Source organism: Noviherbaspirillum sp. L7-7A (assembly GCF_019052805.1).
In the GTDB taxonomy this organism is placed as follows: domain Bacteria; phylum Pseudomonadota; class Gammaproteobacteria; order Burkholderiales; family Burkholderiaceae_D; genus Noviherbaspirillum_A.
Genome location: NZ_JAHQRJ010000001.1, coordinates 3,703,279 through 3,716,805, shown reverse-complemented (window position 1 = coordinate 3,716,805; position 13,527 = coordinate 3,703,279). Strand labels below are relative to the sequence as shown.

Genomic DNA, 13,527 nt, shown 5'->3' with positions numbered 1-13,527 from the left:
GCCTGCTGCTACGAAAAGCGACTTAGATGCGACGACGCTTCGGCGGACGGCAGCCATTGTGCGGAACCGGGGTGACGTCCTGGATCTGGGTGATCTTGATGCCCAGGTTGTTCAGAGCGCGCACGGCGGATTCACGGCCAGGACCCGGGCCCTTGATGCGGACTTCCAGGTTCTTCACACCAAACTCCACTGCCACCTTGCCGGCTGCTTCAGCAGCAACCTGCGCTGCGAACGGGGTCGATTTACGCGAACCCTTGAAGCCTGCGCCGCCCGAGGTTGCCCACGACAATGCATTGCCCTGACGATCAGTGATCGTGATGATGGTGTTGTTGAAGGATGCGTGGATGTGCGCAATGCCTTCGGCAACGTTCTTTTTGACTTTCTTGCGCACGCGTGATGCGGCGGCGTTGTTTGGTGCTTTTGCCATAATGATTTCCTTGAATCCCGATGCTGCTGTGGATTATTTCTTCAGCGATTGTGCTGCCTTGCGCGGACCTTTGCGGGTACGTGCATTGGTACGGGTGCGCTGACCACGAACCGGCAAGCCCTTGCGATGACGCAGGCCGCGGTAGCAGCCCAGGTCCATCAGACGCTTGATGCTCATCGAGACTTCACGGCGCAGATCGCCTTCGACAACAAACTTGCCGATTTCGTCACGCAGCTTTTCCAGCTCGTTGTCATCCAGGTCCTTGACCTTTTTGTTGGTCGCCACGCCGGTTTTTTCGCAGATTTCTTCTGCACGGGGACGGCCGATGCCATAAATCGCAGTCAAGCCGATCACGGTGTGCTGATGGTTGGGGATATTGACCCCTGCAATACGTGCCATTCGTTATTCCTCGATCAATAACGTTAATTAACCTTGGCGCTGCTTGTGACGCGGTTCGATGCAGATAACACGAACAACGCCTTTGCGCTTGATGATCTTACAGTTGCGGCAGATCCGCTTGACTGATGCGAGCACTTTCATTTTTGCCCTCTCTCTTCCAGTTTCTTGGTTCGTTTGAATTACTTGGTACGGAACACGATACGTGCACGACTCAAATCATAAGGCGTCAATTCCACTGTCACCTTGTCACCCGGGAGGATGCGGATATAGTTCATCCGCATCTTTCCGGAAATATGTCCCAACACCACATGCCCGTTTTCCAACTTCACTCTAAACGTGGCATTCGGCAGATTCTCCAGAATCTCGCCCTGCATCTGAATAACGTCGTCTTTTGCCATGCGATCTGTTGTCAGCCTTCGGCGCTTCAGCGCGTCGGGATGCCGCCCTTGAAATTAGCCTTGCGAAGCAACGAATCATACTGCTGCGACATGACGTAGTTCTGTACCTGCGCCATGAAGTCCATCGTCACCACCACGATAATCAGCAGCGACGTTCCACCGAAGTAGAACGGCACCTTCCAGCGCGCTACCAGGAACTCAGGCAACAGGCACACCAGGGTGATGTACACGGCGCCAGCCAGGGTCAAACGCATCAGGATGCGATCGATGTAACGCGCAGTCTGTTCACCTGGACGAATGCCCGGCACGAAAGCGCCGCTCTTCTTCAGGTTGTCCGCGGTCTCCTTGCTGTTGAATACCAGAGCGGTATAGAAGAAGCAGAAGAACACGATCGCAGCTGCATACAGCAGCGCATGAATCGGCTCGCCCGGCGCCAGCGAAGCAGACAGGTCCTTCAGGAAGCGCACGAACGGATTCGTGGTCTCGCCTGTAGTGAACCAGCTGGTCAGCGTTGCCGGAAACAGGATGATCGACGATGCAAAGATCGGCGGAATCACGCCAGCCATATTCAGTTTCAGCGGCAGGTGGCTGCTCTGGCCGCCGTAAATCTTGTTGCCCACCTGGCGCTTGGCATAGTTCACCAGGATCTTGCGCTGACCGCGTTCAATGAACACGACCAGGAAGGTCACTGCGGCAACGATGATGCAGATCAGAATTGCGGAGATCGCGCTCATCGAACCGGTGCGAACCAGTTCAAACAGACCACCCAGCGCGCTCGGCAGACCCGCTGCGATGCCCGCGAAGATGATGATCGAAATACCGTTACCCAGGCCGCGCTCCGTGATCTGCTCGCCGAGCCACATCAGGAACATGGTGCCGGTGATCAGCGTCACAACCGTCGTGAAGCGGAATGCATAGCCGGGATCGATCACCAGGCCCGCCTGCCCTTCCAGCGCAACCGCAATGCCCAGCGCCTGGAAGGTGCCCAGCACCAGGGTGCCGTAACGGGTGTATTGCGTGATCTTGCGCCGTCCGGACTCACCTTCCTTCTTTATGGCTTCCAGTTGCGGAGACACCACGGTGAGCAACTGCATGATGATGGACGCCGAGATGTACGGCATGATCCCGAGCGCGAAAATCGTGAAGCGCGACAGCGCTCCGCCCGAGAACATGTTGAACATCCCCAGAATACCGCCCTGGTTCTGCTTGAAAAGCTGCGCCAACTGGGTCGGGTCGATGCCCGGCACCGGAATGTGCGCGCCAATGCGGTATACCACCAGAGCCGCAAGCAGGAACCACAGACGATTCCACGGAAACCCGCTTGCCGCGCCCTTGGCCAGTTGAGGAGTAGTCGCCAATTGGTACTCCGATCAGGATGCCGATTTAAGCAACGGAGCCGCCAGCGGCTTCGATTGCGGCTTTGGCGCCCTTGGTTGCAATCAGACCCTTCAGGCTGACTTTCTTGGTCAGTTCGCCGGAAGCGATCACGCGAACGACGCGAGCCATTTCGGAAACCACACCAGCTTGCTTGAGTGCCAGCAGGTCGACTTCACCGACCGGCAGCTTTTCCAGATCGGAAAGGCGCACTTCGGCTTTGTACGGGGTTGCCAGCGACTTGAAGCCACGCTTCGGCAGACGACGCTGCAGAGGCATCTGACCGCCTTCGAAGCCGACCTTGTGGAAGCCGCCCGAACGGGACTTCTGACCCTTGTGACCACGACCTGCGGTCTTGCCCAGACCCGAGCCGATGCCGCGGCCGACACGACGCTTTGCGTGCTTGGCGCCATCTGCCGGTTGAATGTTGTTCAGTTCCATGCTTTGCTCCGTGCGCAAGCCCGAGGGCTTACGACACCACTTTCACGAGATACGAAACCTTGTTGATCATGCCGCGCACTGCCGGCGTATCTTCAAGTTCACGAACGGAATTAATACCGCGCAGGCCCAGGCCGCGAACGGTGGCGCGATGCGACTCACGCGTGCCGATCAGACCCTTGACCAGTTGCACTTTGATAGTGTTTGCCATGTCGTTCACCTTAGCCCAGGATTTCTTCGACGGACTTGCCGCGCTTGGCAGCGATTTCCGACGGGGTGTTCATCTTCGACAGACCATTCAGCGTGGCGCGAACCATGTTGTAGGGGTTGGTCGAACCGTTGGACTTGGCCACCACGTTCGTCACGCCCATTACTTCAAAGATTGCGCGCATCGGGCCACCGGCGATCACGCCGGTACCGTCTTTTGCCGGGGACATCAGAACGGAGGAAGCGCCATGCTTGCCGGTCACGGTGTGCTGCAGCGTGCCGTTCTTCAAGGTGACCTTGATCATCTTGCGACGGGCTTCTTCCATTGCCTTCTGCACAGCCACTGGCACTTCCTTCGACTTGCCCTTGCCCATGCCGATACGGCCATCGCCGTCGCCTACCACCGCCAGCGCTGCGAAGCCCATGATACGGCCGCCCTTGACCACTTTGGTCACACGGTTGACCGCGATCATTTTCTCGCGCATGCCGTCATCCGGCTTGTCGCTTTGCATTTTCGATTGCATCTTTGCCATATCGATTCTTCCTTAGAACTTCAGACCGGCTTCGCGAGCGGCTTCTGCCACTGCCTTGACACGGCCGTGATAACGGAAACCGGAGCGGTCGAATGCAACTTCGGCGATACCGGCCTGCAGTGCCTTCTCGGCCACGCGCTTGCCAACCAGAGCCGCAGCAGCGGTGTTGCCGCCCTTGCCCGACTCGCCGGCCAGCTGCTGGCGCACTTCGGCTTCCAGCGTGGAGGCAGATGCCAGGATCTTGGCATCCGGACCAATGACCTGCGCATAGATATGCGAGTTGGTACGGTGCACTGCCAGGCGATTTACTTTCAGCTCGGCGATTTTCGCGCGAGTCTGACGTCCGCGACGCAGACGTGATTGTTTCTTGTCCATCGTCAGCCCCTGTTACTTCTTCTTGGTTTCTTTAATCACTACGCGCTCATCTGCGTAGCGAACGCCCTTGCCTTTGTAAGGCTCGGGAGGACGGTATGCGCGCACTTCGGCAGCGACCTGACCAACGCGCTGCTTGTCAGCGCCCTTGATCACGATTTCGGTCGGTGTCGCAGCGGTTGCAGTCACGCCTTCCGGCATCTGGTGCACGACCGGATGCGAGAAACCCAGCGACAGGTTCAGGCTATTGCCCTGAACTTGAGCACGGTAGCCCACGCCCACCAGGTTCAGCTTGCGCTCGAAACCCTTGGTGACGCCGACAACCATGTTGTTGACCAGCGCGCGCAGCGTGCCGGACATCGCGTTGGCTTCGCGGCTTTCGTTGGCGGCTTCGAAGTTCAGCGTGCCGTTGTCGTTGGTGATGCGAACCAGGTTGCCCTTGAGCTCCTGGGTCAGCGTGCCCAGCGGGCCCTTGACGGTGATTTGATCTGCGGCGATGGTCGCTTCCGCGCCCTGCGGCAGTGCTATGGGCATTTTACCTACACGAGACATGTTTCTTCTCCTTAGGCCACGTAGCAAATGATTTCGCCACCGACACCGGTTGCGCGCGCTTTGCGGTCCGTCATGACGCCCTTGGGGGTCGACACGATGGCCACACCGAGGCCGTTCATGACGCTGGGGATATCGTCCTTGCCCTTGTAGATACGCAGGCCAGGGCGGGATACCCGCTGCAGGCGCTCGATAACCGGGGCGCCGGCGTAATATTTCAAACCGATTTTCAGTTCTGCTTTGCCGTCTGCTTCCGCAACAGCAAAATCCTCAATGTAACCCTCGTCCTTCAGGACGTTGGCAATAGCAACCTTGACTTTGGACGACGGCATTACGACCGTGGTCTTCTTGACGCCTTGCGCATTGCGAATACGGGTCAGCATATCGGCGATAGGATCGCTCATACTCATTGCTTGTTCTCCTATTACCAGCTGGCTTTGGTCATGCCCGGGATTTCGCCACGCATGGCGATTTCACGGAGCTTGGTACGGGCGAGCCCGAACTTACGGAAGGTGCCACGTGGACGACCGGTGAGTGCGCAACGATTACGTTGGCGGGTCGGAGCCGAGTTACGTGGCAGCGCCTGCAATTTCAGGCGCGCTTCGTAGCGCTCTTCTTCCGACTTCGATTGGTCGTCAATGATTGCCTTCAGTTCAGCGCGCTTGCCGGCATATTTTGCCACCAGGTCGGCACGCTTCTTTTCACGGTTAATCAGTGAGAGTTTTGCCATGGCAACCTCAGTTTCTGAACGGGAATTTAAATGCGGCGAGAAGCGCTTTTGCTTCGTCGTCGGTCTTCGCAGTCGTGGTGATGCTGATGTTCATGCCACGCAGTGCGTCAATCTTGTCGTACTCGATCTCGGGGAAGATGATCTGCTCTTTCACACCGATGTTGTAGTTGCCACGACCGTCGAATGCACGACCGGACACGCCACGGAAGTCACGAACGCGCGGCAGCGCGACAGTGATGAAGCGATCCAGGAATTCGTACATGCGGGCGCCGCGCAGGGTCACCATGCAACCTATCGGATAGCCTTCGCGGATCTTGAAACCTGCAATTGCCTTGCGAGCCTTGGTTACCACTGGCTTCTGACCAGCGATCTTGGTCAGGTCGCCGACGGCGTGCTCGATGATCTTCTTGTCAGCCACGGCTTCGGACAGACCCATGTTCAGGGTGATCTTCAGCAAACGCGGCACTTCCATTGGCGACTTGTAACCGAATTTCTCGGTCAGCTCGCCAACGACTCTTTCTTTATATTGCTGTTGGAAACGTGCCATGATCTTTATGCCTTAACGACTTCGCCATTGGACTTGAAGGTACGGACTTTCTTGCCATCCACAACCTTGGAGCCTGCGCGATCTGCCTTGCCCGACGCTGCGTTGAACAACGCGACGTTGGACACGTGAATTGGCATCAGCTTGTCGACGATGCCGCCAGTGGTACCCGCCATCGGGTTCGGCTTGGTCGCCTTCTTGGCAACGTTTACGCCTTCCACAACAACGTAATCTGCGCTGACGCGCTGCGCGACGGTGCCGCGCTTGCCTTTGTCTTTACCGGTCAGGACGATGACTTCGTCGCCTTTTCGAATGTTGCTCATGTCGACTCCTTACAGAACTTCTGGTGCGAGGGAGACGATTTTCATGAAGCGCTCAGTGCGCAGCTCACGTGTAACCGGTCCAAAAATACGCGTACCAATCGGCTCCAGCTTTGCATTCAGCAACACCGCGGCGTTGCCATCGAACTTCACCAACGAGCCGTCCTGACGACGTACGCCTTTGGCGGTACGAACGACGACTGCGTTGTAGATCTCACCCTTTTTGACGCGGCCACGGGGCGTGGCTTCCTTGACGGTGACCTTGATGATGTCGCCGATGCTTGCATAGCGGCGCTTGGAACCACCCAGGACCTTGATGCACAAAACTTCGCGCGCGCCGGTATTGTCGGCTACTTCGAGCCGGCTTTCAGTTTGAATCATGATATTTTCTTTCCCAACTTTACCCGTTCATCCGCACAATGCGGAATTCACGGTCAGTCTTGGTCCCGTCAGCACTCTTTAAGCAAAAGGGCGCCGATTAGGTGGACGATTTCCAAAACTACTTGCTGTTCAATGCTACTGCAGAAAAGCGATTTCCCCGGGTAGAAAATCATTACCCGGGGAAGCCAAGCATTATGTCAGCTTGTCGCTGAATCTGCAATACCCAATTACACGATTTGTGCTGCTTGTACCACGCGGGTGACAGTCCAGGACTTGGTCTTGGAAATCGGACGACCTTCCTGGATTTCAACGACATCACCGGCCTTGACCTGGTTCGATTCGTCGTGCGCGTGATATTTCTTCGAGCGCTCGATGATCTTGCCGTACAGCGGGTGCTTCATCTGGCGCTTGATCAGCACCGTGACGCTCTTGTCCATCTTGTCAGAGACGACTTCGCCGATCAGCGTCCGCTTGGGAGTTTGTTTAACTTGGTCGTTCATTTGGTGGCGCCTTTCTGCTGGTTCAGTACAGTCTTGACACGTGCAATGTCGCGACGCACTTTCTTCAGCTGCGAAGTGTTGCTCAGCTGCTGCGTTGCGATCTGCATGCGCAGGCTGAACTGTGCCTTCAGCAGGTCGGTCAGCTCCTTGTTCAGGGCTGCCGTGTCTTTTCCGAGGAGTTCAGATGCTTTCATGTGTCACTCCGATTATTGGCCAACCTGGCGGACAACGAAAGTCGTCATCAGCGGCAGCTTGGCTGCGGCCAGGCGGAATGCCTCGCGCGCTAGGGATTCATCCACACCGTCCATCTCATACAGGACTTTGCCCGGCTGGATTTCGGCGACGTAGTATTCTGGGTTACCTTTACCGTTACCCATACGAACTTCAGCCGGCTTGTTCGAAATCGGCTTGTCCGGGAAGACACGGATCCAGATCCGGCCGCCACGCTTGATGTGACGGGTCATGGCACGACGCGCTGCTTCGATCTGACGCGCGGTGATGCGGCCACGGCCGACGGCCTTCAGGCCGAATTCACCGAACGACACGGCGGTGCCGCGCTCGTGAGAAATGCCCTTGTTGCGGCCTTTCTGCTCTTTACGATATTTTCTGCGTGCTGGTTGCAGCATGTTTATTCTCCTGCCTTGGTAGCGCGTACACGCTTGGCTGCGCCCGGAGCGCCAGGAGCAGCAGGTGCTGCTGCCTGACCTTCAGGACGGCGGCCGCGTGCCGGAGGACGTCCGGAGCCTGGCTTGCCATCGTCGCGACGCGGACCGCGGCGCTTCTTGTCGTCATCGGCCGGCGTCTCGATGGTCGGAGCTTCGCCGCTTGCGAGACGATCGCCCTTGTAGACCCACACCTTGATACCGATGATGCCGTAGGTGGTTTCCGCTTCGCCGAAGCCGTAGTCGATATCGGCGCGCAGGGTGTGCAGGGGCACACGGCCTTCACGGTACCACTCGGTACGGGCGATCTCGATGCCGTTCAGACGACCGGACGACATGATCTTGATGCCCTGGGCGCCCAGACGCATGGCGTTCTGCATTGCGCGCTTCATTGCACGGCGGAACATGATGCGCTTTTCGAGCTGCTGAGCGATCGAATCGGCGATCAGCTGCGCATCGGTTTCCGGCTTGCGGATTTCCTCGATGTTGACGTGCACGGGCACGCCCATCATCTTGGTCAGCGCCGACTTCAGCACTTCGATGTCTTCACCCTTCTTGCCGATGACAACGCCAGGACGCGAGCTGAAAATCGTGATGCGGGCGTTCTTGGCAGGACGCTCGATGACGATGCGGCCGACGGATGCGTTCTTCAGCTTCTTCTTCAGGTAAGCGCGTACTTTCAGGTCCTCGCCCAGCATGCTGGCGAAGTTGCTGTTGCCGGCATACCAGCGCGAGCCCCAGTTACGGCTCACTGCAAGACGGAAACCGGTTGGATGTATCTTCTGTCCCATCGCGACTCCTTAGTTACCGACAGTCACGAAAATGTGACAGGATTGTTTAGAGATACGATCGCCACGGCCCTTTGCACGTGCGGTGAAGCGCTTCAGTACGGAAGCCTTCTCGACGTAGATGGTCGTAACTTTCAGTTCGTCGATATCCGCGCCATCGTTGTGCTCGGCGTTCGCGATGGCGGACTCCAGAACCTTCTTGATGATCACAGCGCCCTTTTTGGGGCTGAACTGCAGGATATTGAGAGCCTGATCAACTTTTTTGCCGCGGATCAGATCGGCGACGAGGCGGCCTTTTTGGGCCGACAGGCGCACGCCACGGAGGATAGCTTTAGTTTCCATATCGGACCTATTTCTTAGCCTTCTTGTCAGCCGCATGCCCCTTGAACGTACGGGTCAGTGCGAATTCGCCGAGCTTGTGACCAACCATGTTCTCGGAAACGTACACCGGCACGTGCTGCTTGCCGTTGTGAACCGCAATGGTCAGACCGATGAAGTCCGGCATGATGGTCGAACGACGGGACCAGGTCTTGATGGGCTTCTTGTCCTTGGTCGCCTGGGCAGCCTCGACTTTTTTCACCAGGTGGGCGTCGCAAAACGGCCCTTTTTTCAATGAACGTGTCATGGTTTATCCTTATTTCTTGCCGCGGCGAGAGACGATCATCGAAGTCGTGCGCTTGTTGCGACGCGTCTTCTTGCCCTTGGTCTGTTGACCCCATGGCGATACCGGATGACGACCAGCTGCGGTACGGCCTTCACCACCACCGTGCGGGTGATCGATCGGGTTCATGACCACGCCACGAACCGTCGGACGGACACCGCGCCAGCGCATTGCACCGGCCTTGCCGATCTTGCGCAGGTTGTGCTCGCCGTTGCCGACTTCGCCAACCGTCGCGCGGCACTCGATGTGCACGCGACGCACTTCACCGGAACGCAGGCGAACCTGAGCGTAGGTGCCTTCGCGCGCCATCAGCACAACGCCGGCGCCGGCAGTACGCGCCATCTGCGCGCCCTTGCCTGGCAACATTTCGACGCAATGCATCGTGGTGCCGACCGGGATGTTACGCAGCGGCAGGCAGTTGCCCGACTTGATTGGCGCCTCGGCACCGTTCATCACGGTGTCGCCAACGGACATGCCCTTGGTAGCGATGATGTACTTGCGCTCGCCGTCGGCGTAGCACAGCAGTGCGATGTGCGCGCTGCGGTTCGGATCGTATTCAATACGCTCGACCTTCGCCGGGATGCCGTCCTTGTTACGACGGAAATCGACCACGCGATAGTGCTGCTTGTGGCCACCACCGATATGACGGGTGGTGATGTGACCGTTGTTGTTGCGACCAGCGGTCTTGGACTTCTTTTCGACCAGAGCGGCGAACGGACGACCCTTGTACAGGTCGGGCGTTACCACCTTGACCATACCGCGCCGTGCTGGCGAGGTTGGTTTCATTTTAACGAGAGCCATTATTTAGCCTCCTCGGTGAAATTGATTTCCTGACCGGGCTTCAGGCTGACGAAGGCGCGGCGGGTGTGGTTGCGACGGCCCATGAAACGGCCTGCGCGCTTTTGCTTGCCAGCGCGGTTTGCAACCTGAACCGATTCCACTTCGACCTTGAACAGCATCTCGACGGCGGCCTTGATCTCGAGCTTGTTGGCGTCAGGCGTGACCAGGAAAACGACTTGCTCGTTTTTCTCGGCGACGAAGGTGGCCTTCTCGGAAATGACCGGGGCCAGCAGTACCTTCAGCAGGCGCTCTTCGCTGTGTTTAACGTTGTTCATGCCAGCATCTCCTCAATCTTGGCCAGTGCGGCCTTGGTGATCAGGATCTTCTTGTAATGAACCAGCGACACCGGATCGGCGTGGCGCGGCTCGCAAACCAGCACGTGCGGCAGGTTACGCGATGCCAGCAGCAGGTTTTCATCAAGGTTGTCAGTGATCACCAGCACGGAGTCGAGCCCCATGCCCTTCAGCTTCTGCGCCAGCAGCTTGGTCTTGGGCGCATCAACCGACAGGTCTTCAATAATGGACAAACGATCTTCACGGGCCAGCTGGGACAGGATCGAGCAGATACCTGCGCGATACATCTTCTTGTTGACCTTGTGGGTGAAGTTTTCTTCCGGCGAATTCGGGAAGATGCGGCCGCCTCCACGCCACAGCGGCGAGGACGACATACCGGCACGAGCGCGGCCCGTACCCTTTTGACGCCACGGCTTCTTGGTGGTGTGCTTGACTTCTTCGCGATCCTTCTGCTTGCGGTTGCCGCTACGGGCATTGGCTTGGTAAGCCACCACGATCTGATGAATCAGCGCTTCGTTGTAGTCGCGACCGAAAATGGTGTCCGGCGCAGCAACGTTCGATGCAGCCTGGCCCTGGTCGTTCAGGAGCTTGAGTTCCATCGTTTATGCTCCCTTCTTAGCTTTGACTTTGACAGCCGGGAAAACCACGACCTGGCCGTTCTTGGCGCCAGGAACGGCACCCTTGACCAGCAGCAGCTGGCGCTCGGCGTCGATACGTGCGATTTCGAGGTTCTGGGTCGTCACGGTGACGTCGCCCATGTGACCGGTCATGCGCTTACCCGGGAAAACACGGCCCGGATCCTGCGCCATACCGATCGAACCCGGCACATTGTGCGAACGGGAGTTACCGTGGCTTGCACGACCCGACGCGAAGTTGTAGCGCTTGATGGTACCGGCATAGCCCTTACCGATGGAGGTGCCCTGCACGTCCACTTTCTGGCCAACTTCGAACAGGCTGACGGGCATGACATCGCCCACCTTCAGTTCGGCGATACGCTCTGCGCTGACGCGGAATTCCTTCAGGACGGTGCCAGCTTCGACGCCTGCCTTTGCGTAGTGACCGGCGGCTGCCTTGTTCACACGCGAAGCGCGACGCTGACCGAATGCGACTTGAACAGCGGTATAACCGTCTGTTTCAGGCGTTTTGATTTGAGTCACGCGGTTGTTGGACACGTCCAGCACGGTAACGGGAATGGTATCCCCGTCATCCGTGAAGATGCGCATCATGCCAACCTTGCGACCAACCAGGCCTTGGCCTTGATCTTGGTTCATTTTTTCTCCATTCCCACCTGCGATTGGGTGGGGCTGATGTTTGTACTACTTGGCTACCGACGCCGCAAAAAGCGACGCCGGCCTTAAACTAAGCCGGCAATTATAACGCGGGACTTTGCCCCATACAACAGAAAGTTGATGAAGTCAAAGCCCCGCGCGACAAAAAACGACTTATTGCAGCTTGATTTCGACGTCGACGCCAGCCGGCAGGTCGAGTTTCATCAGAGCGTCAACGGTCTTGTCGGTCGGATCGACGATGTCCATCAGACGAACGTGGGTACGGATTTCGAACTGGTCGCGCGAGGTCTTGTTGACGTGCGGCGAGCGCAGGATGTCGTAGCGCTGGATGCGGGTCGGCAGGGGAACCGGGCCCTTGACCACGGCGCCGGTGCGCTTGGCGGTGTCCACGATTTCCAGTGCGGACTGGTCGATCAGGCGATAGTCGAATGCCTTCAGGCGGATACGGATTTTCTGGTTCAGCTTGGTAACTGGGGTCGACATGGGAATTTTCCTTAAAAGAGCGAACCGCGGACGGCCTAACGTCCGCGGTGATGTTTAGTCAGATGACTTTTTGTACAACAATTAGTCCATGATCTTTGCAACAACGCCGGCGCCGACAGTACGGCCGCCTTCGCGGATTGCAAAACGCAGGCCTTCTTCCATCGCGATCGGGTTGATCAGCATCACGGTGATCGACACGTTGTCGCCAGGCATGACCATTTCCTTGTCCTTCGGCAGCTCGATCGAACCGGTCACGTCCGTGGTACGGAAATAGAACTGCGGACGATAGTTGTTGAAGAACGGGGTGTGGCGGCCGCCCTCGTCTTTCGACAGAACGTAGATCTCGCCGGTGAAGTGCTTGTGCGGCTTGATCGAACCCGGCTTGGCCAGCACCTGGCCACGCTCGACGTCTTCACGCTTGGTGCCGCGCAGCAGCACGCCAACGTTGTCGCCGGCCTGACCCTGGTCCAGCAGCTTGCGGAACATTTCCACGCCCGTGCAGGTGGTCTTCTGGGTGTCGCGGATGCCGACGATTTCGATCTCTTCGCCAACCTTGACAACGCCGCGCTCGACGCGACCGGTCACCACCGTGCCACGACCCGAGATCGAGAACACGTCTTCCACCGGCAGCAGGAACGCACCGTCAACGGCACGGTCAGGCGTCGGGATGTAGGTGTCCAGCGCTTCGGCCAGGGCCATGATCGACTGCTCGCCCAGCGGGCCCTTGTCGCCTTCCAGCGCCAGCTTGGCCGAACCCTTGATGATGGGCAGGTCGTCGCCAGGGAACTCGTACTTCGACAGCAGCTCGCGCACTTCCATTTCCACCAGTTCCAGCAGCTCTTCGTCGTCGACCATGTCGCACTTGTTGAGGTAGACGATGATGTACGGAACGCCAACCTGACGCGCCAGCAGGATGTGCTCGCGGGTTTGCGGCATCGGGCCGTCGGCCGCGGAGCAGACCAGGATTGCGCCGTCCATCTGTGCCGCGCCGGTGATCATGTTCTTCACGTAGTCGGCGTGGCCCGGGCAGTCAACGTGCGCGTAGTGGCGGTTGGCGGTTTCGTATTCGACGTGGGCGGTGTTGATGGTGATGCCGCGCGCCTTCTCTTCCGGCGCTGCGTCGATCTCGTCATATTTCTTTGCCTCGCCGCCGAACTTGGCCGACAGAACCGTTGCGATTGCCGCGGTCAGCGTGGTCTTGCCATGGTCGACGTGGCCGATGGTGCCCACGTTCACGTGCGGTTTGGTCCGCTCGAATTTACTCTTTGCCATTTGATTCTTCCTTCAAAAAGAACGATGTCTGTGACTGCAAAATTCCGGCCCCGTTCAGCGGGGCAGG

27 protein-coding genes are annotated in these 13,527 nt (G+C 58.0%); all 27 read right to left on the bottom strand.

The genetic code is table 11. The features are described from left to right. Positions 1-22: 22 nt before the first annotated feature. The 27 genes from rpsK to tuf all read right to left on the bottom strand — a co-directional run bounded on the left by rpsK (position 23) and on the right by tuf (position 13,460). Entirely contained in the window at positions 23-427 is a 405-nt protein-coding gene (rpsK, locus tag KTQ42_RS16950) for a 30S ribosomal protein S11 (protein WP_194713628.1), read from the bottom strand. Between the two features lie 33 nt (positions 428-460). Continuing rightward, positions 461-826, bottom strand: a complete 366-nt coding sequence (rpsM, locus tag KTQ42_RS16945; protein WP_194713627.1) for a 30S ribosomal protein S13 — start codon at positions 824-826, stop codon at positions 461-463. A gap of 27 nt (positions 827-853) precedes the next feature. Continuing rightward, positions 854-967, bottom strand: a complete 114-nt coding sequence (gene rpmJ, locus KTQ42_RS16940; protein WP_012081231.1) for a 50S ribosomal protein L36 — start codon at positions 965-967, stop codon at positions 854-856. Between the two features lie 38 nt (positions 968-1,005). Next, positions 1,006-1,224 (bottom strand): translation initiation factor IF-1, encoded by a 219-nt coding sequence (gene infA, locus KTQ42_RS16935; RefSeq protein WP_005663428.1) that lies wholly within the window; start codon positions 1,222-1,224, stop codon positions 1,006-1,008. A gap of 26 nt (positions 1,225-1,250) precedes the next feature. Beyond that, entirely contained in the window at positions 1,251-2,582 is a 1,332-nt protein-coding gene (gene secY, locus KTQ42_RS16930) for a preprotein translocase subunit SecY (RefSeq protein WP_217346530.1), read from the bottom strand. Between the two features lie 25 nt (positions 2,583-2,607). Next, positions 2,608-3,039, bottom strand: coding sequence for a 50S ribosomal protein L15 (gene rplO / locus KTQ42_RS16925; protein ID WP_194713625.1), 432 nt, complete (start codon positions 3,037-3,039; stop codon positions 2,608-2,610). Positions 3,040-3,067: 28 nt separating this feature from the next. Further along, complete coding sequence (gene rpmD / locus KTQ42_RS16920) at positions 3,068-3,247, bottom strand: 50S ribosomal protein L30 (RefSeq protein WP_217346529.1); 180 nt, start codon at positions 3,245-3,247, stop codon at positions 3,068-3,070. Positions 3,248-3,257: 10 nt separating this feature from the next. Then, positions 3,258-3,776 (bottom strand): 30S ribosomal protein S5, encoded by a 519-nt coding sequence (gene rpsE, locus KTQ42_RS16915; RefSeq protein WP_194713623.1) that lies wholly within the window; start codon positions 3,774-3,776, stop codon positions 3,258-3,260. A 12-nt stretch (positions 3,777-3,788) separates the two neighbouring features. Beyond that, a complete protein-coding gene (rplR, locus tag KTQ42_RS16910) occupies positions 3,789-4,151 on the bottom strand; it encodes a 50S ribosomal protein L18 (RefSeq protein ID WP_194713622.1) in 363 nt (120 codons plus the stop codon). Positions 4,152-4,163: 12 nt separating this feature from the next. Then, on the bottom strand, positions 4,164-4,700 hold the full coding sequence (rplF, locus tag KTQ42_RS16905) for a 50S ribosomal protein L6 (RefSeq protein WP_194713621.1): 537 nt from the start codon (positions 4,698-4,700) through the stop codon (positions 4,164-4,166). 11 nt (positions 4,701-4,711) lie between these two features. Next, a complete protein-coding gene (gene rpsH / locus KTQ42_RS16900) occupies positions 4,712-5,107 on the bottom strand; it encodes a 30S ribosomal protein S8 (RefSeq protein WP_194713620.1) in 396 nt (131 codons plus the stop codon). A gap of 14 nt (positions 5,108-5,121) precedes the next feature. Then, positions 5,122-5,427 (bottom strand): 30S ribosomal protein S14, encoded by a 306-nt coding sequence (gene rpsN, locus KTQ42_RS16895; protein ID WP_194713619.1) that lies wholly within the window; start codon positions 5,425-5,427, stop codon positions 5,122-5,124. A 7-nt stretch (positions 5,428-5,434) separates the two neighbouring features. Further along, on the bottom strand, positions 5,435-5,974 hold the full coding sequence (rplE, locus tag KTQ42_RS16890; RefSeq protein WP_194713618.1) for a 50S ribosomal protein L5: 540 nt from the start codon (positions 5,972-5,974) through the stop codon (positions 5,435-5,437). A gap of 5 nt (positions 5,975-5,979) precedes the next feature. Continuing rightward, positions 5,980-6,294 (bottom strand): 50S ribosomal protein L24, encoded by a 315-nt coding sequence (rplX, locus tag KTQ42_RS16885; protein WP_217346528.1) that lies wholly within the window; start codon positions 6,292-6,294, stop codon positions 5,980-5,982. Positions 6,295-6,303: 9 nt separating this feature from the next. Further along, positions 6,304-6,672: a 50S ribosomal protein L14 gene (rplN, locus tag KTQ42_RS16880; RefSeq protein WP_194713616.1), complete on the bottom strand. Its 369-nt coding sequence runs from the start codon at positions 6,670-6,672 to the stop codon at positions 6,304-6,306. Between the two features lie 227 nt (positions 6,673-6,899). Then, on the bottom strand, positions 6,900-7,172 hold the full coding sequence (gene rpsQ / locus KTQ42_RS16875; RefSeq protein WP_194713615.1) for a 30S ribosomal protein S17: 273 nt from the start codon (positions 7,170-7,172) through the stop codon (positions 6,900-6,902). After that, entirely contained in the window at positions 7,169-7,366 is a 198-nt protein-coding gene (gene rpmC, locus KTQ42_RS16870; protein WP_217346527.1) for a 50S ribosomal protein L29, read from the bottom strand. Before rpmC ends, rpsQ begins: the two co-directional genes overlap by 4 nt. A 12-nt stretch (positions 7,367-7,378) precedes the next feature. Continuing rightward, positions 7,379-7,798 carry a 50S ribosomal protein L16 gene (rplP, locus tag KTQ42_RS16865; protein ID WP_194713613.1) on the bottom strand — a complete coding sequence of 140 codons (420 nt, stop codon included), beginning with the start codon at positions 7,796-7,798 and terminating at the stop codon, positions 7,379-7,381. 2 nt (positions 7,799-7,800) lie between these two features. Next, complete coding sequence (gene rpsC, locus KTQ42_RS16860; protein WP_217346526.1) at positions 7,801-8,625, bottom strand: 30S ribosomal protein S3; 825 nt, start codon at positions 8,623-8,625, stop codon at positions 7,801-7,803. A 9-nt stretch (positions 8,626-8,634) separates the two neighbouring features. Beyond that, positions 8,635-8,964 (bottom strand): 50S ribosomal protein L22, encoded by a 330-nt coding sequence (gene rplV / locus KTQ42_RS16855; protein WP_194713611.1) that lies wholly within the window; start codon positions 8,962-8,964, stop codon positions 8,635-8,637. A gap of 7 nt (positions 8,965-8,971) precedes the next feature. Continuing rightward, a complete protein-coding gene (rpsS, locus tag KTQ42_RS16850; RefSeq protein ID WP_007875308.1) occupies positions 8,972-9,247 on the bottom strand; it encodes a 30S ribosomal protein S19 in 276 nt (91 codons plus the stop codon). Positions 9,248-9,256: 9 nt separating this feature from the next. Continuing rightward, positions 9,257-10,084 (bottom strand): 50S ribosomal protein L2, encoded by an 828-nt coding sequence (rplB, locus tag KTQ42_RS16845; protein ID WP_217346525.1) that lies wholly within the window; start codon positions 10,082-10,084, stop codon positions 9,257-9,259. Continuing rightward, entirely contained in the window at positions 10,084-10,398 is a 315-nt protein-coding gene (rplW, locus tag KTQ42_RS16840; RefSeq protein ID WP_194713609.1) for a 50S ribosomal protein L23, read from the bottom strand. Before rplW ends, rplB begins: the two co-directional genes overlap by 1 nt. Then, entirely contained in the window at positions 10,395-11,015 is a 621-nt protein-coding gene (gene rplD, locus KTQ42_RS16835) for a 50S ribosomal protein L4 (RefSeq protein ID WP_194713608.1), read from the bottom strand. Before rplD ends, rplW begins: the two co-directional genes overlap by 4 nt. Positions 11,016-11,018: 3 nt before the next feature. Beyond that, positions 11,019-11,687, bottom strand: coding sequence for a 50S ribosomal protein L3 (rplC, locus tag KTQ42_RS16830; RefSeq protein WP_217346524.1), 669 nt, complete (start codon positions 11,685-11,687; stop codon positions 11,019-11,021). Between the two features lie 171 nt (positions 11,688-11,858). Further along, on the bottom strand, positions 11,859-12,188 hold the full coding sequence (gene rpsJ / locus KTQ42_RS16825) for a 30S ribosomal protein S10 (protein WP_217346523.1): 330 nt from the start codon (positions 12,186-12,188) through the stop codon (positions 11,859-11,861). 81 nt (positions 12,189-12,269) lie between these two features. Beyond that, positions 12,270-13,460: an elongation factor Tu gene (gene tuf / locus KTQ42_RS16820; RefSeq protein ID WP_217346515.1), complete on the bottom strand. Its 1,191-nt coding sequence runs from the start codon at positions 13,458-13,460 to the stop codon at positions 12,270-12,272. Between the last annotated feature and the right edge of the window lie 67 nt (positions 13,461-13,527).